This is a genomic window from Deinococcus humi, assembly GCF_014201875.1.
GTDB classification, from domain to species: Bacteria; Deinococcota; Deinococci; order Deinococcales; family Deinococcaceae; genus Deinococcus; species Deinococcus humi.
Genome location: NZ_JACHFL010000015.1, coordinates 39,548 through 61,543, shown reverse-complemented (window position 1 = coordinate 61,543; position 21,996 = coordinate 39,548). Strand labels below are relative to the sequence as shown.

The 21,996-nt window shown below is 67.2% G+C and carries 20 protein-coding genes; 11 read left to right on the top strand and 9 right to left on the bottom strand.

Annotated features, from left to right (window positions below):
- Positions 1–70: 70 nt before the first annotated feature.
- Positions 71–1,165: an App1 family protein phosphatidate phosphatase gene (locus HNQ08_RS20525; protein ID WP_184136336.1), complete on the bottom strand. Its 1,095-nt coding sequence runs from the start codon at positions 1,163–1,165 to the stop codon at positions 71–73.
- A gap of 79 nt (positions 1,166–1,244) precedes the next feature.
- On the bottom strand, positions 1,245–1,571 hold the full coding sequence (locus tag HNQ08_RS20520; protein ID WP_184136334.1) for an HNH endonuclease: 327 nt from the start codon (positions 1,569–1,571) through the stop codon (positions 1,245–1,247).
- Positions 1,572–1,664: 93 nt separating this feature from the next.
- On the opposite strand from HNQ08_RS20520, the gene HNQ08_RS20515 reads away from it, so the two are divergent.
- The 4 genes from HNQ08_RS20515 (at position 1,665) to HNQ08_RS20500 (ending at position 5,333) form a co-directional block, all read left to right on the top strand.
- Positions 1,665–2,459 (top strand): thymidylate synthase, encoded by a 795-nt coding sequence (locus HNQ08_RS20515; RefSeq protein WP_184136332.1) that lies wholly within the window; start codon positions 1,665–1,667, stop codon positions 2,457–2,459.
- The gene (locus HNQ08_RS20510) at positions 2,459–2,974 is read left to right on the top strand and encodes a dihydrofolate reductase (protein WP_184136330.1); all 516 of its coding nucleotides are present in this window, start codon (positions 2,459–2,461) and stop codon (positions 2,972–2,974) included. Before HNQ08_RS20515 ends, HNQ08_RS20510 begins: the two co-directional genes overlap by 1 nt.
- Positions 2,975–3,518: 544 nt before the next feature.
- Positions 3,519–4,844: a ribosome biogenesis GTPase Der gene (gene der, locus HNQ08_RS20505; protein WP_184136328.1), complete on the top strand. Its 1,326-nt coding sequence runs from the start codon at positions 3,519–3,521 to the stop codon at positions 4,842–4,844.
- 72 nt (positions 4,845–4,916) lie between these two features.
- Positions 4,917–5,333 (top strand): pyridoxamine 5'-phosphate oxidase family protein, encoded by a 417-nt coding sequence (locus tag HNQ08_RS20500; protein WP_184136325.1) that lies wholly within the window; start codon positions 4,917–4,919, stop codon positions 5,331–5,333.
- 68 nt (positions 5,334–5,401) lie between these two features.
- Here HNQ08_RS20500 and HNQ08_RS20495 read toward each other — a convergent pair whose 3' ends face one another.
- Positions 5,402–7,189, bottom strand: a complete 1,788-nt coding sequence (locus tag HNQ08_RS20495; protein ID WP_425321363.1) for a copper amine oxidase N-terminal domain-containing protein — start codon at positions 7,187–7,189, stop codon at positions 5,402–5,404.
- A gap of 329 nt (positions 7,190–7,518) precedes the next feature.
- On the opposite strand from HNQ08_RS20495, the gene ftsH reads away from it, so the two are divergent.
- The gene (gene ftsH, locus HNQ08_RS20490) at positions 7,519–9,393 is read left to right on the top strand and encodes an ATP-dependent zinc metalloprotease FtsH (protein WP_184136323.1); all 1,875 of its coding nucleotides are present in this window, start codon (positions 7,519–7,521) and stop codon (positions 9,391–9,393) included.
- A 122-nt stretch (positions 9,394–9,515) separates the two neighbouring features.
- Here the strand turns inward: ftsH and HNQ08_RS20485 are convergent, their stop codons facing one another.
- The 5 genes from HNQ08_RS20485 to HNQ08_RS20465 all read right to left on the bottom strand — a co-directional run bounded on the left by HNQ08_RS20485 (position 9,516) and on the right by HNQ08_RS20465 (position 12,718).
- Positions 9,516–10,133: a hypothetical protein gene (locus HNQ08_RS20485; RefSeq protein WP_184136487.1), complete on the bottom strand. Its 618-nt coding sequence runs from the start codon at positions 10,131–10,133 to the stop codon at positions 9,516–9,518.
- Positions 10,130–10,696, bottom strand: a complete 567-nt coding sequence (locus HNQ08_RS20480) for a GNAT family N-acetyltransferase (protein WP_184136321.1) — start codon at positions 10,694–10,696, stop codon at positions 10,130–10,132. The genes HNQ08_RS20485 and HNQ08_RS20480 overlap by 4 nt, the downstream gene beginning before the upstream one ends.
- 83 nt (positions 10,697–10,779) lie before the next feature.
- The gene (locus HNQ08_RS20475; RefSeq protein ID WP_184136319.1) at positions 10,780–11,163 is read right to left on the bottom strand and encodes a diacylglycerol kinase; all 384 of its coding nucleotides are present in this window, start codon (positions 11,161–11,163) and stop codon (positions 10,780–10,782) included.
- Positions 11,164–11,167: 4 nt separating this feature from the next.
- Positions 11,168–11,635: an rRNA maturation RNase YbeY gene (gene ybeY, locus HNQ08_RS20470; RefSeq protein WP_184136317.1), complete on the bottom strand. Its 468-nt coding sequence runs from the start codon at positions 11,633–11,635 to the stop codon at positions 11,168–11,170.
- A 78-nt stretch (positions 11,636–11,713) separates the two neighbouring features.
- Positions 11,714–12,718 carry a PhoH family protein gene (locus HNQ08_RS20465; protein WP_425321364.1) on the bottom strand — a complete coding sequence of 335 codons (1,005 nt, stop codon included), beginning with the start codon at positions 12,716–12,718 and terminating at the stop codon, positions 11,714–11,716.
- Between the two features lie 432 nt (positions 12,719–13,150).
- Between HNQ08_RS20465 and aroE the strand changes: the two genes are divergently transcribed.
- Genes aroE through HNQ08_RS20445 form a run of 4 tightly spaced genes read left to right on the top strand, consistent with a single transcriptional unit; the run spans position 13,151 to position 19,399 of the window.
- Positions 13,151–13,996, top strand: a complete 846-nt coding sequence (gene aroE / locus HNQ08_RS20460; protein WP_268240034.1) for a shikimate dehydrogenase — start codon at positions 13,151–13,153, stop codon at positions 13,994–13,996.
- Positions 13,993–17,556: a CHASE domain-containing protein gene (locus HNQ08_RS20455; RefSeq protein WP_229790258.1), complete on the top strand. Its 3,564-nt coding sequence runs from the start codon at positions 13,993–13,995 to the stop codon at positions 17,554–17,556. The genes aroE and HNQ08_RS20455 overlap by 4 nt, the downstream gene beginning before the upstream one ends.
- On the top strand, positions 17,553–18,761 hold the full coding sequence (locus HNQ08_RS20450; protein ID WP_229790257.1) for an ATP-binding response regulator: 1,209 nt from the start codon (positions 17,553–17,555) through the stop codon (positions 18,759–18,761). Before HNQ08_RS20455 ends, HNQ08_RS20450 begins: the two co-directional genes overlap by 4 nt.
- 50 nt (positions 18,762–18,811) lie before the next feature.
- Complete coding sequence (locus HNQ08_RS20445; RefSeq protein WP_184136311.1) at positions 18,812–19,399, top strand: DUF1802 family protein; 588 nt, start codon at positions 18,812–18,814, stop codon at positions 19,397–19,399.
- A gap of 43 nt (positions 19,400–19,442) precedes the next feature.
- Here HNQ08_RS20445 and HNQ08_RS20440 read toward each other — a convergent pair whose 3' ends face one another.
- The gene (locus tag HNQ08_RS20440) at positions 19,443–19,904 is read right to left on the bottom strand and encodes a hypothetical protein (protein ID WP_184136309.1); all 462 of its coding nucleotides are present in this window, start codon (positions 19,902–19,904) and stop codon (positions 19,443–19,445) included.
- Between the two features lie 208 nt (positions 19,905–20,112).
- Between HNQ08_RS20440 and HNQ08_RS20435 the strand changes: the two genes are divergently transcribed.
- On the top strand, positions 20,113–20,892 hold the full coding sequence (locus tag HNQ08_RS20435; protein WP_184136307.1) for a class I SAM-dependent DNA methyltransferase: 780 nt from the start codon (positions 20,113–20,115) through the stop codon (positions 20,890–20,892).
- Positions 20,889–21,857, top strand: coding sequence for an NAD(P)H-dependent glycerol-3-phosphate dehydrogenase (locus HNQ08_RS20430; RefSeq protein ID WP_184136305.1), 969 nt, complete (start codon positions 20,889–20,891; stop codon positions 21,855–21,857). The genes HNQ08_RS20435 and HNQ08_RS20430 overlap by 4 nt, the downstream gene beginning before the upstream one ends.
- Positions 21,858–21,996 lie beyond the last annotated feature (139 nt).

Below are 21,996 nucleotides of genomic sequence, written 5' to 3'. Positions count from 1 at the left end.
GCCTGCAAAATAGAGCTGACCTGGCCGCTTCGCGTGGTGTGCAGACCCCACACAGGGCGGGATTCGGGGTTCAGTGTTCGGTGGGGCCAGTCACGCTGACCAGTACACTCCGGTATTCGCCGGGCGTGATCAGGCCCATCGCCATGGCGTGTCCGGCAGCGTTCAGGCTATCGGCGGCCAGCACCAGATCGACGCCTGCTCGGGCCAGTTCGCCGCGCAGCTTCAGCACCCCCTCGTCGCGGAACGCGCCGGTCAGGTCGCGGATGTACACGGCCAGCACGCGGCCCGCGTATTTGCGGACCACCTCCGAGTAGATCAGGGTGTCCTGCTCGCCGCTGTCACCGATCAGCACGAATTTCAGGTCTGGAAAGCGCTCGAACAGGCGGGTAATGACCCCATGCTTGTGGCCGCCGTGTCCGGCCAGCAGGCCGTTGCCCCAGCTGCGCAGGAACATCGGTCCCAGCGGAATACGGCGGTAATCCAGGAACTGCCACAGCAGATCGAAGAAGTTCCACGGACTGCTGGACACGTAGAAGACCGGGTTGCGGCCCACGCCCTCGCGGGCCAGCGCGCGGTACAGCGCCCCCACTCCCGGAAACGGCGAGCGGGTGCGAGCGTTGCCGGTTAGAGCGGTAAACAGCATGCGCGGCAGGCTGGTCACGTCCGACCGGATCACGGTGTCGTCCAGATCGCTGATGACCCCAAAGCGGGCCTCGTCAATGACTTGCACGCGGGCGCGGGCCTGGCTCCTCTTGCCTTCCAGACTCAGCACGGCCTCGTGCCAGCCGCCGGGCAGTGGGCTGAGGGGTGTGAACGTCAGCGTGAAGTAGCCATCATAGTCGCTGACTGTGCTCACGCTCAGGCCGTCCAGCACGCCGCTGACCCGTGCACCGCCCACCTCGCGGGAGAACAGGCGGCGCATGCTGTTCACGAAATTGCGCCAACGTCGGTCCCCGATGGTTGGGGGCGACAGGGTGCGCGGCAGGAGCACGCGGCCCGTTAACTCCACGCTGTGCGGGGTGCCCCAGCCCACGTAGGGCTGCAGGATCAGCTTGCCCCGCGCCCGGCGCGGCTGGACGTACCCGCTAATGGCCCGGTCCGCGGCCAGGACGGCCCGCTCCAGCACGGGCAGCGCCAGCTTAAAGGCCGTCTTGACGGGGTTCATGCCGGCAGTCTACGGGGCAGGGACGCCCGCTGGCTGAAAGCTGCGTTTACCGCGCCCTTTAGAGTTCCTGTTCCGGCTCTTAGTGGACCCGCACGCCCTTGGTCAGCGGTTGCTTGCGGACCCAGGCCACGAACCGCTGGATGTCCTCGCGCTCCAGCATCGCCTCGACGGTGTTCAGCTCGCCCGCCAGTTCCGCATTGCTGAAGGTCTTCTGCAAGTAGCCCTGGCAAGCCGCGCACATCCGCACGGTGGGAATCTCGCCCAGCTTGACGCCCTGCCGCCGCCCCTGCGATTTAGGAACCAGATGGTGGTCGGTCATGTTGGGGGCCTCGCGGCCACACAGCACGCAGGGATCGGCGGCTCTGGGCGGGGCGTACCAGCTTGGATCGGGTTTGTTGCGGGCCATGTCCGCCAGGATAGGGCCAGTGAGGAGCCGCAAGGGGTTGCCGCGCAGGGGTGGGACGAACCCAACCGACCTTCCGTTGCCTACACTGTGGCCATGCAGCCCTACCTCGACCTGATGCGGCAGATTCTGGAGCATGGGGCGGTTAAGACGGACCGCACCGGCACTGGCACCCGCAGCCTCTTTGGCGCGCAGCTGCGCTTTGATCTGGCGGACGGTTTTCCGCTGGTCACGACCAAGAAGATTCACCTGAAGTCGGTCATCCATGAATTGCTGTGGTTCCTGTCGGGCAGCAGCAATGTGGGCTACCTCAGAGACCACGGCGTGAGAATCTGGGACGAGTGGGCGGATGAGGCGGGCGAACTCGGCCCGGTCTACGGTGTGCAGTGGCGCAGCTGGCCCACGGCGGACGGGCGGCAGATCGACCAGATCAGGGAGGTGGTGGATGCAATCAGGGCCAACCCCGACTCCCGCCGCCTGATCGTGTCGGCCTGGAACGTGGGCGAGATCGGGGCCATGGCCCTGCCGCCCTGCCACGTGCTGTTTCAGTTCTATGTGGCCGACGGGCGGCTGAGCTGTCAGCTGTACCAGCGCAGCGCGGACATGTTCCTGGGCGTGCCCTTCAACATCGCCTCCTACGCCCTGCTGACCATGATGGTGGCGCAGGTCACGGGGCTGCAGCCGGGAGACTTCATCTGGACGGGCGGCGACTGCCACCTGTACAGCAACCATCTGGAGCAGGCGCGTGAGCAACTCTCACGTGATCCTAGGCCGCTGCCCACCATGCACCTGAACCCAGAGGTGCGAGACCTGCTGGCCTTCCGCTACGAGGACTTCAAGCTGCTGAATTACGACCCCCATCCGCATATCAAGGCGGTGGTGGCCGTCTGATGCCTCCCTCCTTGACCTTCGTGGTGGCGATGGCGGAAAACCGCGTGATCGGCCGAGACGGCGATCTGCCGTGGCGCCTGCCTGCCGATCTGGCGCATTTCAAGCGATTGACCGTCGGCAAGCCGGTGGTGATGGGCCGCAAGGTCTACGACTCAATCGGCAAGCCGCTGCCTGAGCGGCAGAACATCGTGCTGACCCGCAACCCGGCATTTCAGGCTCCGGGCTGCGCAGTCGTCCATTCACCTCTGGAGGCGCTGGACGCGGCCGGGAACGTCCCTGAAATCATGATCATCGGCGGGGAGGAAATCTACCGGCTCTATCTGTCACAGGTGGGGCGGGTGGAGCTGACGCTGGTTCATGCGGAAATAGAGGGGGACACCGTCTTTCCCGTATTGCCGGGCGAGTGGAGCGAGACGGCGCGGCGTGAGCGGGCGGCGGACGAGCGCAATCCGTATGACCTCACCTTCATGACCCTGGAACGGGTGGCTGCGGAGGGGGGCGGCCAGCCGGACTGAGGGAGCCCGGATCTTCTCCGGCGCCAACGTTGGTTCCCGGTGGCCTCGCCCATTGGAGCGATCAGCGGGCTGGGCTGCTGTGTTAGTGCTCGGGCGTCCCCGGCCTCCAGCGGCGGCGAGATATAGAACCCCTGCGCCAGCGTGAAGGCCACGCCACGGACCTGAGTGAACTGTTGCAAGGCCACATCCGGCCCCTACCACGCCAGCAGATACAGCGTGCGTACCGCCGGGCCGAACCGGAAACTGGGCATGGCGTTACATCAGAATGAAACAAAGGTTCGTTGAAGAGAATTTCTCAAGACGCCTGGTCATCTCTAATTGGTTGTCTGATGATGGACAGTGGAAACCATTCCCCTATGCTCTGACCTGGAAAGAGGAATCCACAATAGTGCATCACGCAACTGTCCTTTAAGTGTAACCTCCTTTATAATTTTCCTCTTGTACTTCCTTTCCGCTTCGCCTCGTTGGCGAGAACCGTGGGTGGAAGATCGGCGGGAAAGTCCCTGACGCCGGGACTGACCGAAACCGAAGGAGCGTTGTCAACATGCATAAAGTTGCCATTGTGGGCCGACCCAACGTCGGCAAGTCAAGTCTGTTCAACCGCCTGGTGGGGCGACGTGAGGCCGTTGTGGCTGACTTTCCCGGCGTGACCCGTGACGCCAAAGAAGGAACGATGCTGTATCAGAACCACCGCATCACGCTGGTGGACACGGGTGGGCTGTGGAGCGGGGACGAGTGGGAGGCCGCCATCCGCCAGAAGGCCGAGTGGGCCATGGAGGGCGCGCAGGCTGTGATCTTCGTGCTGGACCCCCGCGAGGGACTTTCAGCCGCCGATTATGAGGTGGCCGACTGGCTGCGCCGCCTGGGCACCCCCGTGATCGTGGTGGCGAACAAGATCGACAGCCAGAAGCACGAGGTCTACCTGGCCGAACTGTGGAGCCTGGGCTTCGGCGACCCCGTGGCCATCAGCGCCGAACACGCCCGTGGCTTGGACGATCTGATGGATAGGGTGATGACCCATCTGCCCGAGGACGACGAAGACGTGCCGGAAATCGCCCCCATTCGCATCAGCCTGATCGGGCGGCCCAACGTGGGCAAGTCCAGCCTGCTGAACGCCATCGTGCAGAGTGACCGCGCCATCGTGGCGGATCAGCCGGGAACCACCCGCGACAGCCTGGACGTGGAGTGGGACTACGGTGGCCAGCGCTTCGTGCTGGTCGATACGGCGGGTATTCGCAAAAAGCCCGACACCGCCATCGAGGATTACGCCATCCAGCGCAGCCAGGCTGCGATCAGCCGCAGCGACCTGATCTGGCTGGTCGTCAACGCGGACGAACTGGGTGACCACGAACTGAAACTTGCCAACCTCGCCTACGACAGCGGCAAGCCCGTGATCGTGGTGGTGAACAAATGGGACCTGATCCCGGACGCGGATCTGAAAAGCACTGAGAAGGAGCTGAACCAGAAGCTGCACCACATCAGCTACGCGCCGCGTGTGTACACCAGCGCGATCAATGACTACGGCATCCACGACATGCTGGCCGAGGCCATGAAGCTGCACGACAAGTGGCAGAGCCGTATTTCCACCAGTGAGCTCAACCGCTGGCTGGAAGTCTGGCAGATGCGCCAGTCGGTGCCGAACTTCCACGGCAAGAAGTTGCGGATGTATTTCATGACCCAGGTGGAAACCGCGCCGCCGACCTTCGCCATCTTCTGCAACCGCGCCGATTTCGTGACCCGCGCCTACGAGGGCTTCTTGCAAAACCGCATCCGCGAGGATCTGAGCCTGGCGGGGATTCCGGTGCGGCTCAAGTGGAAGGAGAAAGGGCCGTACAAGCGCGGCCAGAAGGGCGAGGAAGCCGAGGCCTGAATCCATCCAACCTTAAAATGGCGTTCACCCAAGTTGCGGGTTGAGCGCCGCTTCGCCTTTCAGACTGGCCGCATGGCTGAAAAAAAGTTGGCTGACCTCTCAGACCGGATGCGCAAGATCGATATTGCCATGCTTTCCACCCACAGCAAGGGCGGCAACATCGCCGGGCGGCCCATGAGCAACAACGGGGAGGTGGAGTACGACGGCACCTCGTACTACTTTACCTACGAGGCCGCGCATACGGTGGGCGAGATCGAGGCGGATCCGAAAGTGTCGCTGGCCTTTATGGGCCAGGGAGGCTTCTCAGTGGCGGTGGAAGGGCAGGCCAGACTCAGCCGCGACAAGGCCGAGATGAAAGAGCACTGGTCGCCGGACCTGGACAAGTGGTTCAAGGACGGCATCGACACCCCGGACATCGTGATGATTCAGGTGGACGCCACCCGCGTGCACTACTGGGATGGCGAGGACGAGGGCGAGATCAAGCTGTAAAGGCGCGTTGAGAAGACCAGCGAGGGAACATCTCCTCGCTGGCCTTTTTCAGGTCTGTTGGTGCGTGTTTAAGGCTGGTAGGTCTTAAGCCCGTTGCCCACGCCCTCGGCGCCCGCGTTCCCGGCGCGGTAGAAGACCAGACTGATCGGCAGGTTGCTGCCGCTGGCCGGCATGAAGTCGATGTTCAGCCGGTCGGCCCCTGCCCGCCACAGCAGTACGGGTTCCTGCGGCTTGATGGCGTTACCGCTTTTGGGCAGCTTGATGGTCTGGCTGGTCGGGCCGTCCTGCAGGTTCATGGCGCCCCGGTACAGGCCCCCGCGCGGGCTGAGGGCCACGGCCGTGCCCGCCGCGCCGTTGACCTCCAGATCGTACAGCACACCGTAGTTCCCGGTCAGGCGCACGGGCTGTCCGGTCAGTTTGTCGGTCCCGTTGATGGCCGGATCGAGCTGCCCGTCGCCGATCACGATGCGGGAGGGCAGTGTGCTCAGGTTGACGCGCAGGCGCCGCACCGCATCGGGAAAGGTGCCTCGCACATGCTTGCCGTCGGAGGGCAGGTACGGCAATTGCTGCGAGACCTGGGCGCTGGGGGGCAGGCCGTCTTCCAGCATCAGAAAGGTCAGCTCCACGCGGCCTGAGGCATTCAGGTCCTGCAACATGTTCGCGCCGCTGCCCACGCCCAGGGTAGGGCTGGCATACACGGCGGCGGCCTGACCGGGGGCCAGGGTCAGGGTGGGGCCACCGGTGCTGGCGAAGTAGTCCAGCAGGGTGACCTGTCCCAGCAGCCCCTCAACGCGGGTGGGGGCCGTCTCACCCTGACGCAGCGTGCGGACCTCCACCGGGCGATCCTCGATGTTGCGGGCCAGCACGTACAGCCGCGCAGGCTTGCCCAGGCCATTCAGGTGGTACCCCAGCAGCCTGACCGGCCCTGCCACCGTGTCCTGGTACAACACCCCGCTCTGGGTGGGCACTTCCGGGCTGTCACTGAAGAGCAGGGGGAACGAGGTTCCGGCCACCGTCGTCACCGCCGCCGACGGGTAATTGAGCACCTGCGCGTCGGGGAAACGGTCACCGGGGGCCGCGTACTTCAGCGCGTAGGTCAGCGGGCTGTCCAGCGGCACCCCCTCCACGGTGATGGTCCGCGTGAACGCCTTGCTCTGCAGGCCCCGGCTGTTGCTCACGCTCAGGCCAACCGCATAGGTGCCGGGCTGGAAAAAGGCGTCCTGGCGGCCTGTCCACTTGCGGGACGTGATGTCGGCGCCGTCCGGGTCGTAGGCGTACTCGGTGTACACCACGCGCTCGCCGGGGGCGTATACGGTCTTGTCGGTGGAAAAACGTGCCTGCGGGGCCAGCGGGTCGCCGCCGTCGCGCAGGGCGGTCAGGGTCAGGGTCCGGCCCGTGTCGTCGGCAGCACTCAGGTTGGCGTCCAATGCGTCGGCCAGCGTGCGGGCACTCAGGTAGGGCACGCCGTCAAGGATCAGGGCCGTGCCTGCGGGTTGCGGAACCCCCGCCAGCGAGACGCTGCCGTCCAGCGCCACCACCGCGCGGCCCAGGCCCAGCTGCCCGCCCACTCCAGGCTGCACGGGGCGGCCCAGTAGCAGCGCCGTCTCGCGTAGCGGCAGCAGCATGCGCCCGCCGATCAACCGGGGGGGGGCCTGCCAGCGCGCGGCGTCGCCGTTCACGTTCAGGTCCGGGGCGTCCACCGTGAAGGTCAGTTGCACCGAGCCGGCGGTGACGGTGGCCGCCAGCGTGGGGCCGCTCAGCGTGGACAGCAGGGCACTCAGGACGAGGGTTGAACTTTTCAGGCGCGGAGCACGGCCTTTGAGCAACAGTGGAAGGAGGAAGGAGGGGGCGCGCACCGAGGGAGTATGCCCGCCCCACCTGACGCCGTTCTGTGCGGATTGTCCCTCCAACCCTTCATGAAGGATTTCCCGCCCGTCGTGTGAGACGCTGTTCCTTTGGCGGTCCTTCTGACGGGACCGTGCCGGTCAGGCTGAGCGGGACCTCGGAGGGGAGGCCCCTCGCTGGAAACACCCCTGGAAATGGCCAGAAGGACCGTCTTCATCGAGACGGTAGGGCCGCTGCAATGTCCACTTTCATTCCAAACTTTTCTGCGGCCTGCGGCATAGACTGAGCGTATGTCGCCCCGCACAATTGCCCGCTGCCCAGCCACTGGTGGACGGTCCGCATGAAGCGGTTGCCCTGGGGCTGGGGGTTGATGGGCGGTGTGCTGATGGTGCTGGTGGTGGTCAGCCTGACCCTGCCCCGTGGCAACGCCAACGAGATGACCCTGACCGATTTCGCCGCCAGCGTGCGCGGCGGCCAGGTTCAGAGCGCGAACATCACGTTCCAGAACGGTACGGCGGTGGTGAACGGTCAGCTTCAGGATGGCCAGCCCTACCGGACCCGCACCCTGGCGAACGATCCCCTGATCGAGCTTGCCCGCCTCCAGGACCGGGGCGTGACGGTGGCCTACACTCCGCCGTCGCGCCTGAGCGTGTTCGGCGTGCTGAGCGTGTTGCTGACCCTGGCCCTGATCGTGGGGCTGGTCATCCTGCTGTTGCGAAGCCGCCAGAACTCGGGGGCCGACGCCGCCGGAGCCTTTGGCAAATCGAAGGCGGCGGTGATTGCCGAGGGGCAGATCAAGCTGAACTTCACCGACGTCGCCGGCTGCGACGAGGCCAAGCAGGACCTGCAGGAAGTCGTGGACTTCCTGCGTCAGCCCGAGAAATACCACCAGCTCGGCGCCCGCATCCCCCACGGCGTCCTCCTCGTCGGTCCGCCTGGTTCCGGCAAGACCCTGCTGGCCAAAGCCGTCGCCGGCGAGGCCAAGGTGCCGTACTTCTCCATCTCTGGCTCGGACTTCGTCGAGATGTTCGTCGGTGTCGGCGCCGCCCGCGTCCGTGACCTGTTCGAACAGGCGCGCAAGAGTGCGCCGTGCATCGTCTTTATCGACGAGATCGACGCCGTGGGCCGCAAGCGCGGCGTCTCGATGCAGGGCGGCAACGACGAGCGCGAGCAGACCCTCAACCAGTTGCTGGTGGAAATGGACGGGTTCGGCAGCGGCCAGGAAGTGATCATCCTGGCCGCCACCAACCGCCCGGATGTGCTCGACGCTGCCTTGCTGCGTCCGGGACGCTTTGACCGCCAGGTGGTGGTGGACGCCCCCGACGTGCGGGGCCGCGAACACATCCTGAGGATTCACGCGCGCAAAAAGCCGCTGGACGTGAGCGTGGACCTGGGCGTGGTGGCCCGGCGCACGGCAGGGATGGTGGGAGCGGATCTGGAGAACCTGCTCAACGAGGCGGCGCTGCAGGCGGCGCGGGAGGGACGCAACCGCATCACCGGGCGGGATGTGGACGAAGCCAGAGACCGGGTGCTGATGGGCCCCGAGCGGCGCAGCATGGTGGTGCGGGAGGCCGATCGTAAGGTCACCGCCTACCACGAAGTCGGTCACGCCCTGGCCGCTCAACTCCTGCCTCACGCGGACAAGGCGCACAAACTGACCATCGTGCCGCGTGGCCGCAGCCTGGGTTCGGCGCTGTACACCCCGGAAGACCGGATGCACCACACCACGGGCGCGCTGCTGGACCGCATCTGTGTGGCGCTGGCCGGTCACGCTGCCGAGCAGGTTGCCACCGGTCAGGTCACCACCGGCGCGGCCAACGATTTCCAGCAGGCCACCAGCATTGCCCGGCGCATGATCACCGAGTGGGGGATGAGCGAGGTGGGGCAGCTGGCGCTGGCGCAGGAGAGCAGTGCCTACCTGGGTTACGGCCCGCAGCAGGGCGTTTACAGCGATCACACCGCCCAGCAGATCGATACCGAACTGGGCCGCATTCTGAACGGTCAGTTCGAGCGGGCCGTTACCCTGCTGACCGAGCATGTTCACGTGCTGCACCGCCTGACCGACGAACTGATCGCCCGCGAAAGCCTCAGCGGTGAGGACGTGCAGACCGTGCTGGTGGGGGGCACCCTGCCGCCGTTGGAACTGCCCGGTTCGGTGGTGGTGGCCGGTGACGATTCCTCGGCGAAGGGTGGACTAAAACCCGGCCCCGCCTGAGCGTCCTGTCCCTATAATCCACGTAAAAACAACGTCTTACCGCTAGCGGTAAGACGTTTATTCGGAGGATAGCCTGCCCAGAGGTGGCTCTGCCAGCAGAGTGGAGCCGTTCGGAAGACACGTCAGTCCCAGTCCCACTCTCGCCAATCGCTGGCTTTTGCCTTGCCTTTCTTGCGGCCCGGTGCAGCCTCCTGCTCCGGCGGAAGGGAATGTGGGGCTGGATACCACGCGTAGGCGGCGGCCAGTGCCTCGTCCAGTCGTTCGCGCAGCAACTCGCCCAGGCGGGCCTCCTCGCTGGCTGTCAATTTGGGAATCTCGCGTCGCAAGCGGTCCAGCGCAAAGTCAACACCGGCCAGATACGGCTCACGTGCCTTCCTGACCGCCCCCTTGCGGAGTGGCTCGGGGTGAACGCTGGGCGTGTATGACCCTACAGCCGCCTCCAGCAGCGCAGCACGCTTGGCGTCGCGGACGGCGCGGTTGCGCTCGGCGCGCTCGCGGGCGTCGGCGGCGCGGGCCTGGGCGGCCAGGAAGGCGTCGTCGCGCTCGACCTCCAGCACGCGGGTCTCGGCATACAGCTTGACGGGGGGCAGGCGCCGGCGGCCCATCCTGAGACCATTGGGCCGGGTCTGGTCGTGTTCGCCCAGGAAACGCATGATCAGCGTGGGGGTCCAGCCCCGGTCCTTGAGGTCTTGCGTCGCCAGAAAACCGGGCGGATTCAGCGGCGGCTTGTCCCGGCTCATCGGCTGGGCGGCGGCCCCGGGGGCGTCCACTCGCGGCGCAGCAGATCAAGGCGCACGCTGTCATAGCGCACGCCGTCCACCAGTCGGGCCTCGCGGATGCGGGCGGCCTCCTGGAAGCCCAGCCGCTGTGCGGCGCGGATCATGCGGGTGTTGCCGGCCCAGGTGGTGAAGGTCAGGACGTGGGCGTCGGTCTCGTCGAAGGTGGCCGTGACCCACAGCCGCAGCGCCTGCGTTCCGATGCCGCGGTTCCAGTGCGCTGGATCGTAGATCAGGATGCCCAGGTCCCACCAGCCGCCGCCTGCCGGTTCTTCCTGGCTGCGGTTGACCATGCCCACGCACTCGCCGTCCAGATCGATCACACGTTCGTCGGAGCGGGTGGGGGTGCGTTCCAGTTGCTCCACGTAGGCCAGCAGGGACGCCGTGGTGGCCGCTGCGTGAAAGTACGGCGCGTCCCACTTGCGCCACTCGGCCTGCGGGTCGGCCAGCCAGCGCCGCAGCACTGGCAGGTCACGCGGTCTGCGTCCCCGCAGGGTCACAGTCTGGGCAGGGGGAAGGGGGGACATGCCCGCATGATTTCAGACTGCGCGCGGCTTCGGTGAGAGGCGGGATTCAGTCTGGGGAGTGGGCGGCAACTGAGGAATGCTTTTCATCGGCTGCCCAGCCAGTTCCAGATGGGCGGCATCAGCACCGCTACGCCCACCGCCAGCGCCCCGGCAGAGGCCACCAGCACTGCCCCGGCCGCCGCGTCCTTGGCCACCTTGGCCAGCGGGTGCAGTTCGGGACTTGCCAGATCCACCACGGCTTCCAGCGCGGTATTGACCAGTTCCAGCGCCAGCACCAGGGCGCAGGCCAGGGCAATCGGGGCCAGCGGGGCGCGCAGCAGGATGGTCACCGTCAGGGCCAGCACACCCGCCCAGACCTCAATCCGGAAATTGGCCTGCGAGCGGTAGGCGTGCCGCAGACCTTCCCACGCGAAGCCCGCCGAACGCCACCAGCGTCGGGCGTTGAGGGCCGAGCCGTCCGAGCGCACGGCCCTAGGTTCCGGTAGGCAGCGCGGCCTCGGCAGCCTGCCAGGCCCCGTGGAACACCGCCCATTCGGGGCCTGTTGCTCCCTCCTCGTAACCCAGCCCCTCGGCGTGGGGATGGTCGTGGCCCACCAGATGGGTCAGGCCGTGACTGGCGAGCAGCGTGACCTCGCGCGTCAGGCTGTGGCCGCGCGCCGCCGCCTGACGGGCCGCCGTGTCCAGGCTGATCACGATGTCGCCCAGATGCGGCGGCACGAAGGGATCGCCCGGCTCCCAGGTGGGAAAGCTCAGGACGTCGGTGGTGGCGTCCTCGCCCCAGTGTTCCCGTTTCAGGGCGCGGATGGTCCGGTCCCCCACCAGCACCAGCGTGACCTCGCGGTCCTGCACGCCGAAATGGGCCATCGCCGCACCCAGCCCCGCGCGCACGGCGGGACGCAGGCCGGGGGGCGGGGTCTTGCGGGCCAGAAGGTCGATCATCTGGAACAGCGTAGTGCAAGAGGAATGCAAAGAGGGCCGAAGCGCAACCCTCGCCTCAGCCCTCCTCCTGCCCCCGGCCTAACCCTGGGGCTGTGGGTCGCCCTCACCTTCCGGAATGCTGGCAAATTCGCCCCGGCGGGCGGCGCGCTTGTCGTCCTCCGCGTTCTCGGCCTGCTCGTAAGCCTTGATGATGCGGCCCACCAGTGGGTGGCGCACCACGTCCACTTCGGTAAATTCGTGCCAGGCGATCCCGTCGATCTGGCTCAGCACGCGCTTGGCGACAGCCAGACCACTGGTGATGTGGCGCGGCAGGTCGATCTGGGTCACGTCCCCGGTAATCACCACCTTGCTGGAAAAACCCATGCGGGTCAGGAACATCTTCATCTGCTCGCCGGTCGTGTTCTGCGCCTCGTCCAGAATGATGAAGGCATCATTCAGGGTGCGCCCGCGCATGAAGGCCAGCGGCGCGATCTCGATGACCCCGCTGGTCAGGTACGCCTCAAACTTGTCCTGATCGAGCATGTCCTGCAGGGCGTCGTACAGCGGGCGCAGGTAGGGATCGATCTTGGCCTGCAGGTCACCGGGCAAGAAGCCCAGTTTTTCCCCGGCTTCCACCGCAGGCCGGGTCAGGATAATGCGCTTGACCGCCTTGGTCTTCAGCGCCTGAATGGCCATGGCCACGGCCATGTAGGTCTTGCCCGTCCCGGCGGGGCCGACGCCGAAAGTGATGTCACTGCTGGCGATCTGCTCTAGATACAGCTTCTGTCCCGGCGTCTTGGGCTTGAGGCCGCGCGGCAGACTCAGCCCGGACATCTGGGTCTCGGCGGCCAGACTGCGGCCCTCGCCACTCATGCGGGCCGATCTCAGCAGGCTCTCGGGGGTCAGCTCACCGCCGCCGCGCACCACATCCAGCGCGTCGCGGACCATGCGTTCGGCCTGTTTGACCTCGGCCTCGTCGCCGGTGATGGTCACGGTCTCGCCCCGCGCGACAAGCTTGGCGCGGGTCAGCTCACGCATGCGGCGCAGGTTGACGTCGCCCGCCCCGAGCAGGGCCAGGGCCTCGCGCTGGTCTTGCAGGGTCACCGTGGCGCTGGTGGGAGACGCGCCGACGGCGGGAGAGGTCGGGCTGTTCTGAAGCTGGTCTTGTTGCGGTTGCAGGTCAGTCACTCGGCTCCTGTGGTTGGCTCAACACGGTCCGGCGTGGCGTCCACGCACGGCGCACCCTCCCCCGAAGTCGGCTTCGGCGGAGAGGAAAGAGGAAGGGTCATTCGGATGCCTCCATTCTCGGCAGTGCGGGCAGGGTGTGGCGTGGTCTGCGGCACATTCTGCCTCTGGCGGATTTCAGCGCTTCTTGATCATGGCTTGAGCACCGGGTGTTGCTGACCGCCCGCACAACAAAACTTCACGGCGGCCCCGCTGAGCCGGTCTCAAGTTGATTGACCCGTGAGGAAACCCCCAACCTCCATGGTTGTTCACGCAAGGGTTCGGTCACAGCGCGCGGCTACACTGGGAGCTGTGACCGTGCCGGAGCGTCCCCACACCCCTCAGCAGGCCTACCTGTTCGCCGATCCGGCGGCCCATTCGCTGTCGCCGCAGATGCACCGCGCCGCCTTTGCCTATGCGGGGATTGACGGCACCTACACGGCCCGGCGCGTGCTGGCCGCCGAGCTGCCAGAGGCGGTGGCTGGGCTGCGGCAGTCCGGCGTTCTGGGGGCCAACCTCAGCCTGCCGCACAAGCAGACCGTGCTGCCCCTGCTGGATGAACTGACCCCGGCGGCGCAGGCTATTGGAGCGGTCAACACGGTCGTTCAGAAGAGCGGCAGACTGAGCGGTGACAATACCGACGCCCCCGGCTTTCTGGCGGCACTGGCGGACGCGGACGCCCCGAAGGGGGGCCTGAGCGTGGTGCTGGGCGCGGGCGGCGCGGCGCGGGCGGCGGTGTACGCCCTTCGGCAGGTCGGTCATGAGGTGCTGATCGTCAACCGCACCCACGCCCGCGCCCAGGCCCTGGCGACCCAACTGGGCGGGCGGGCAGCGTGGCCGGAAACCGTGCCGTGGTCCGCCGTGACCCTGCTGATCAACGCCAGCAGCGCCGGGCTGGATGCGCCGGACGACTCACCGCTGCCCGTGTTTCCGCAACTGGACACCCGCGCCCTGGTCTACGACATGGTGTACCGTCCGGCCGAGACCCGGCTGCTGCGGGACGCCCGTGCGGCGGGCCTGCGCGCCGAGAACGGGCTGGGGATGCTGGCGCACCAGGCGCGGCTGGCCTTTGCGGCGTGGAGCGGGACAGATGTGCCCGTGTCGGTGTTTCTGGAGGCGCTGAACCCTGCTGGGGCGGCTGGAGACGCCGGGCCATGACCCTGCGCACCATGACTCCGCAAGCGGCCAGTGCCTCTCGGCGTGCGCCGTTGCTGGTCATGGGGCTGATCCTGCTGCTGTCGCTGACCGCCGCGCTCGTGATCTCCGGCTTCGTGCAGGCGCAGCAGCGAGACCGCTTCGAGCGCGAGACGCTGGCCTACACCCTGGCCCTCAAGGACCGGGTAAACGACTATGACCGCCTGCTGCGGACCGCGCGGGCGGCCTGGCAGGTGCATCCCAATCTGCTGGATGAGGCCGAGTTCGTGCGTTTCGTGGACGGCATCGATCTGGTGCGGCGCTATCCCGGCGTGCAGGCACTGGGCTTCGGGGCCTGGCTGCCCGACGGCGACACCGCGCCCCTGATCGCGCGGCTGCGCCAGACGGTCACGCCCGGGTACACGGTACGTGAGGGACCGGACCCCCAGACCGCCCGCGCCCCCATCTCGGTAATCGCGCCCCCCAATGCCGAGAACCGGGCCGCGCTGGGCTTCGATCTGTACAGCGAACCAGGACGCCGTGCGGCGCTGGACCTGGCACGGACCAAGGCGGACGTGCAGGTCAGCGGGCGCGTGCCGCTTTTGCAGCGCGACGCGAACGGACAGCCTTTGCCGGGCTTCCTGTTGATGCTGCCGGTCTGGCCGACAGCTCAGGGAGGGGGACAGGCCACGGAGCCCGAGGGGTTTGTGTACATGGCGGTGCGCGCCGATCAGTTCCTGAGCGATCTGCGCCCGCCCGGAGTGCAAAATGGCCTCTCGGTGGGCGTCGCCCTGGCCGGAGAACCACTTGCGCGGGGCGGCGGTCCGGCGTATTTCAAGGACAGCTTGAACCTGATCCTGGCCGGTCAGCCCTGGACCCTGACCTACACCGCGCCGCGCAGTTTCGGGCAGGACGCGGCTGCTGGCGTCCCGGTCCTGGTCATGCTGGCCGGCCTGCTGATCTCGGGACTGGCCTACCTGCTAGTGGGGGCACAGGTGCTGGCCCGCAGCCGGGCCGAGGCGCTGAACGTCTCGCTGGGGCAGGCCCGGGCGCGACAGGAGCAGGCCCGCGCCGAGTTCGAGGCGATCTTCCAGTCGATGCAGGATCCCGCTGCCTTCACCGATCCACAGGGTCAGATCCGGCTGGTCAACCGCGCCCTGGAGCGGCAATTCGGCCACCCGGCCTCCGCCCTTATCGGCGCGCCGCTCTCGGTGCTGCACCACGATGCCCGGCTGGCCGAACGCCAGACTTTCCAGATCCTGACCACGCCCTACCGCCGCGCCGACGACAGCATTTTTACCGGCGAGGCGCAGCGCAGCGCAGTGCAAGATGCCAATGGCCAGCGCCTGGGGCTGCTGGAGGTGGTTCGCGACGTCAGCGAGCGTCTGGCCGCCGAACGGGCTGTTCAGCGTGGCGAGCGGCGCTACCGGGGCGTGCTGGACGCGATTCCGCACATCCTGCAGGTCAGCGATGGGGTGGGCCAGGTCACCTACGTCAACACCCAGCACCGGGAACTGTTGGGGGGCGACGAGCTGAGCGCCCGCATGACCCCTGAGGGCCGCGTCGCCTTTGAGCGGCTGTGGCAGGAGGTGCGCGAGCGCGGCGAGGTGGGGCAGCACACCGCCAGCGCTGAGGTCCAGCTGCAGGTGGGAGACGCGGGCCGCCGCTGGTTCACCCTGCGCCTGTCGCCCATTCGGATGCAGGACAGCTCTGGAAGCGGCGCCGGGGAGGAGCGGACCGAGGAATGGATCACCTCGGCCACCGACATCCATGATCGCCTGACCGCCGAGCGGCTCGCGCAGCGCAACGAGGAGCGCTACCGCAGCGTGCTGGAGGGTCTCCCGCAGATCGTCTGGCAGGCCGATCCGCAAGGCGAGTCGCTGTCATTCAACCGGCGCTGGGAGGAGTACGTGGGGCCGGAGCAGGCCACTGCCGGCTTCCTGGGGCTGCTGCACCCGGAGGACCGCGCCGACTACCAGCGGCGCTGGGCAGCGGCCATCCGCAGCGGGCAGCCCTTCGAGGCCGAGCACCGCCTGCGCTCGGCCGCAGGGCGCTACCGCAGCTTCGTGACGCGTGGCCTGCCAATTCTGGACCCTGCGGGCGCGGTGCTGGAATGGGTGGGCACCAGCACCGACGTGGACGATTCGGTCACCGAGGAAAACGCCGCCCGCCTGCTGGCTGACATTTCCGAGGATCTGGCCGCCCGTCGTCCGGAGCCCCGGCTGCAACCGGCCCGTTCGCCCGCCGCGCCTCCCGTGCTGTTGCCGCCCTACCTGAGCGCCCCTGCCCAGGACCGCCCGGCGGTCTACCGCGCCGCCCTGGGGCGGCTCACCGCGCGCTTCGCGGAGGGCGCGGCGCTGTGGTCCATTCCAGCGGGGGCGGTCAAGGGTGAGGCCGATCAGGCCAAAGCCCCGGAACTGCTGGCGTCCTCGTCGCTGCATCCGGCGTGGCAGACCGACCACATGCGGGCTTTCCTGGAGGGCCTGCTGGAACAGGTCATCCGCACCGAGGACCCCCTGTTCATCTCGTCTCACCCGCTGCTGCACGGGGTCAACTGCACCGGCGCGCTGCTGTACCCGCTGCTGGGCGCGGGCGGGCGGCTGTGCGGCGTGCTGGGGCTGTTCTACCGTCAGGAGCTGACCGGACGCGATCACGATCTGGCGCAGGAGATCAGTGGGCGCTTTGCCGCCGCGCTGGACAACGATGCCTTGCAGGAACGGGTGGCCGGGGCACAGCGCGAGCTGCAGGCCCTCAACCTGTCCCTAGAAGACCGCGTGCAGCGCCGCACCGAGGAACTGGAGCACGCCAACCACGAGCTGGAGGCCTTCAGCTACAGCGTCTCGCACGACCTGCGCACGCCGCTACGCCACATCGTGGGCTTCGGCGACCTGCTGGGCAAGGAACTGCTCAGCCAGCAGGCCAAGAGCGAGGCGGCGGGCCTGGGCACCGGCGGCGGCCTGAGCGCCAAGGGGCAGCGTTACCTCAACATCATCACCGATTCAGCCGGGCGCATGAGCCAGCTGATCGATGACCTGCTGGAATTCTCGCGCATGGGCCGTCAGGAGCTGCGCCGCGAGAGCGTGGACCTGCGCGCCCTGCTTAAAACAGGCTGGGACAGCCTGGAACCGGACCGTGAGGGCCGCGACATCACCCTGACGCTGCCCGACACCCTGCCGCGCGTGCCGGGTGACGCCGCGCTACTGGGGCTGGTGATCAGCAACCTGCTGAGCAACGCGATCAAGTACACCCGCACGCGTGAACACGCCACCATCGACGTGAGCGCGCAGGTGGACGCCGGAAGCATCACCTTAACGGTTCGTGACAACGGCGTGGGCTTTAATCCCGAATACCTGGATAAACTGTTCGGCGTGTTTCAACGTCTCCACCGCGCCGATGAATTTGAAGGCATCGGCATTGGCCTCGCCAACGTCCGGCGCATCGTGTCCCGTCATGGTGGCCGGGTGGGGGCCGATGCCCGCCCCGACGAGTGGGCCGAATTCTGGATCACCCTGCCGCTGAACGAGCCGCCTCTGGATGCGCCGCCCGCCGTGCCCGCCAGTGAAGCTGCCGGGGAGCGTGCGTGACCGGCCCCACCGCCGCGCCGCGCCGCAGCTACCGTTTCCCCAATCCCGGCGAGGCACTCAATGTGCTGCACCTGGAAGACAGCGAGCTGGACCACGAACTGGTGGTCATGCACCTGGATGGTGAGCTGCCCTGGCCCCTGCAGGTGCGCCGGGTGGAGGACGAGGCCGGATTCCTGGCCGCGCTGGAAACGGACCCGCCACACCTGATCCTCAGCGATTACGCGCTGCCCAGTTACGATGGCCTGAGCGCTTACCGGGCCGCCAGCACCCGGTTGCCCGAGGTACCGTTCATCATCGTGACCGGGGCGCTGGGCGAGGAGGTGGCCGTCGACACCCTGCGCCAGGGGGTCACCGACTACATCCTCAAGCAGCGCCTGGACCGCCTGGCCCCCACCATCCGCCGCGCCATTGCCGAGGTGGAGGCCCGCGCCAGCCGCGAGCGCGCCGAGCAGGAGGTGTTGAGTCTCAACCGTGACCTTCAGGCCCGATTGATCGAGGTGGAACGGCTGCGCAATACCGCCGAGCGGCAGAGCCAGCGCCTGGAGGTGCAGGCCAAGCAGCTTGAAGAGGCGCTGAGCATGCAAAAGACCTTTCTGGCCGAGACCAGTCACGAACTGCGGACGCCGCTGACCGCCCTGCACGGCTACCTGCGCCGCGCCGAGCGCGAGGCGGGCGGCTCGCAGACGCTGCTGGACGCCCAGCGGGTGGCCGAGAACATGACCCGGCTGGTGAACGATCTGCTCCAGCTCTCACGCGGCGAACTGGTGCAGGGCATCGAGATGCACTTCATGAATCTGGGCAGGGTTATCGCTCAGGTCGGGCGCGATTACGGCGTGCGCGCCACCCACCACGACGTCGAGATCGTGGGGGATCCGGTCCGCCTCAGTCAGGTGTTCATGAATCTGGTGACCAACGCTATCCGGGTCAGCGGCTCGCCGGAACTGGTCCATCTGGAAAGCAGCCTGCGCCCCGGTGAAGTGGAAGTCAGGGTGGTGGACACCGGCCCCGGCGTTCCGGACGCCATCAAGCCGCGTATCTTCGACAAGTTCTTCCGGGGCAAGGAAGCCGGTTCAGCGGGCCTGGGCCTGACCATCGCCCAGCAGGTCGTGACCTCGCACGGCGGGACCATCGATGTGATCGACACGCCCGGCGGGGGGGCCACCTTCCGCGTTCGCCTGCCGCTGCCCGACGAGGAAGACGAGTAAGGGCGGACCCCATCAACATTCCTCCGCACCAGCCACGTTACGCTGTGTGCATGGTTCTCTCCGTGTCCCCGACCGATTCCAGCGTCCCCCAGAACGTCAGCGCCCTCAAGGAGTGGGACGTGCAGTGTCAGCTGCTGACCACGGGCCGCGTCTCGCTGCTGCTGCGCAAGGGCGGCATCATGGAAACGCACGACGGTTTCGAGGTGGAACACCGCCAGTTTCTGCTTTACCCCACCTTCCTGCACCAGAATCCACAGGAGCTTCGGGGGGAATATCAGGCGCTGCTGCACCCCGATCCTGCCCCTGGTGAGATCGCGCTGCCCGCCCTGGCCGAGGTGGTGGCGGTGCAGAAGGTCGAATCGCTGGAAGGGGCACTACGCCTTGAACCCTTACAGGCGCTGACTGCCGGGGCCATTGAGCGCCGCTTCCATTACCGCAACCGTCTGTGGCTACACGCCCTGCTGTTGCGGGTTCGCCCCCTGATAACGCCGCTGACCCTGGAGGAAACGCCGGACCTGCTGGGCTGCGTCAGCTGGGTGCCGCTGGGGGACCTGAGGGTAGAAGCCGGGCCTCCAGCGGTCTCTGAGGAAGAATTGGAGCAACGGCAGGAAGAACTACAGCACTTGCTGAGCACCTGAAAAAGGGAGGCGCGTGGCCTCCCCAGTTCGATTCAGATAGGGGTTATTGAGCGTCCAGATCGTAGTTGTTCAGAACGGTGGTCTGCACATTGCCATCGGGGTTGACGAGGTTCCAGCCCTTCTTGGTGCCAGCGAAGAACTGGTTGTCGTTCTGGGCAAAGGCCAGGCGCTTGCCATTGTCCTTGCTAAGCACCGTGTCGCCCGCGTCGTAGCGGTTGTTGTTGTTGGCGTCACGGAACACGATCACCCGGTAGGTCCCGTAGGGCACATTGCTGGGTAGGTCCAGCGCGAAGCCGCCAGTCAGGAACTTGTCGATCAGCTGGCTCTCGGTGCCGTCGGCGGTGTACTTGCCGTCGTTGAAACCCACCAGTGCCAGACCCAGGTTCTGGTTGGCTTCAAAGCCTCTAATCTGTCCGGTCACGTCCTTCTTGACGGGGTTGCCCGCCAGGGTGCAGGCGCTGAGGGTCAAAGGAACGAGGGCCAAGGGAATCAGGAGCTTATTCATGGGGGAACCTCCGTTGGAGCTGAATTTTCGTGGCGATGGCCACACAGTTGACCCTCTTACCGTAACGGCAACCGCCGGGCGCGGCTACCGTGAAAGCCTTCCCGCTCGGCTCATCGAGTGCTCATAGGCTCCGAATTTGCAGGCGCTACCTGACGTCGCCTTGAGGTGGAAGGCATGTGAAGGGCGGGCCCGCCCTATACTCCGGCCCATGCAGCGCCCGCCGTTTACCGCCCTCGCCGCCGTGTACGACGCGATCATGGCGGACGTGGAGTACGACTACTGGGCCGACTTCGTCCTGACCTACGCCCGCGACGGGGGCCTGGCGCTGGAGGGGGCGGCGGCCCTGGACCTGGCCTGCGGCACCGGAGGCTTCACGCGCGAGTTGGCGGCGGCGGGCCTGCGTGTGACTGGCCTGGACGGCAGCGAGGACATGCTCCGCGAGGCCCGTTTGCGCCTGCCCGGGGTGGACTTCGTGGCAGGCGATTTGCGAACCTTCGCGGTGCCGGAACGTTTTGAGCTGATCACCTGCGTCTTCGACAGTCTGAACAACCTGTTGACTGTGGAGGACCTGACGGCGGCCCTGACGCGGGCACAGGCGCACCTGAAGCCCGGCGGTCTGCTGGCCTTCGACGTCAACACCCGTCTGGGCGTGCGCGAACTGTGGGAGGGTGACGCCATCGAGGGGCTGGCCCCCCTGCCCGGTGGCGGCGAGGTGCACTACCACTGGTCCCACCACCACGACGTGGCCAGCGACCTGGGCGTGGTGCAGGCGTTCTGCCGCATCCTGGACGGCGGCGAGCTGCGTGAATTCGTGGAAACCCACCGCGAGCGCGGCTACGATCCCGCCGATCTGGAAGAACCGCTGCGAGTGGCCGGCTTCGTACACTGGGAGATCGTGGAATATCCCGATTACGCGGTGCCCACGCCGGACGTGCCGCGTGTGTGGGTGTTCGCGTGGGTCGCCGGAAAGGCCGGGATGGAGGAATGAGCGCCCTTCCCGTGCTGGGGGCAGGCGGCTGGGGCACGGCGCTGGCCGTGAGCGCGGCGCGGAGTGGCCAGGACGTGGTCCTGTGGGCCCGTCGCCAGGAGCTGGTGGCCGAACTGGAGCAGACCCGCGTGAACGCCGACTACCTGCCGGGCGTGGCTCTGCCCGAGACCCTGCGCTTGACCGCTGACCTGGATGGGGCCGTTCGCGGGGCCGACTTCGCCCTGGTGGTGGTGCCCAGCGTGGGCGTCCTGCCGCTGTTGGAGCAGCTTCCACGCCGGCTGGGGGTGGTGTTGTGCGCCAAGGGTCTCGCGCCGGACGGTGGGCAACTGACGGCCCTGGCCCGTGAACTGGGGTTTGCGCGGGTGGCGGTGCTGAGCGGACCCAACCATGCCGAGGAAATCGGGCGTGGCCTGCCCGCCGCCACGGTGGTGGCCAGCGCGGACCAGCCGCTGGCCCTGGCCGTGCAGTCGGCGTTGATGTCCCCGGCCCTGCGCGTGTACACCAGCGCCGATGAGACCGGCGTGGAACTGGGCGGTGTGCTGAAGAACGTGATGGCCCTGGCCGCCGGACTGGTGGACGGCCTGGGGCTGGGCGACAACGCCAAGGCCGCCCTGATCACCCGTGGCCTGCGCGAGATGAGGCGTTATCTGCTGGCTCTGGGGGCACAGGAGGACACCGTGTACGGGCTGAGCGGGCTGGGTGATTTGGTCGCCACCGCCACCAGCCGCCACAGCCGCAACCGCGCGGCGGGCGAGGCGATTGCGCGCGGTCAGAATCCAGCCCAGGGTGGACAGGTGGTGGAGGGCCTGCGGACGGCGGGCCTGCTGGACGCCTGGGCGGGCGCCCACGGTCATGATCTCCCTATCGTGCGGGCGGTGGCGCGGGTGGCCTCAGGCGAGTGGACACCGGACGTGGGCATCGCCAGCCTGATGGAACGCGACGCCCGGGCAGAGGAACACGGGTAGGCCGTCCCCTCCCGCACGGTTGGACCCGACTGCTCAGCGGGTGCCGACGTGTCATGTGGCCCATTCTGGCGTCTGCAACGGCTGTTTGGCCATGTAGAGGGCGGGAGCTGGAAATGCCGCATCTTGTACAACATTCGGG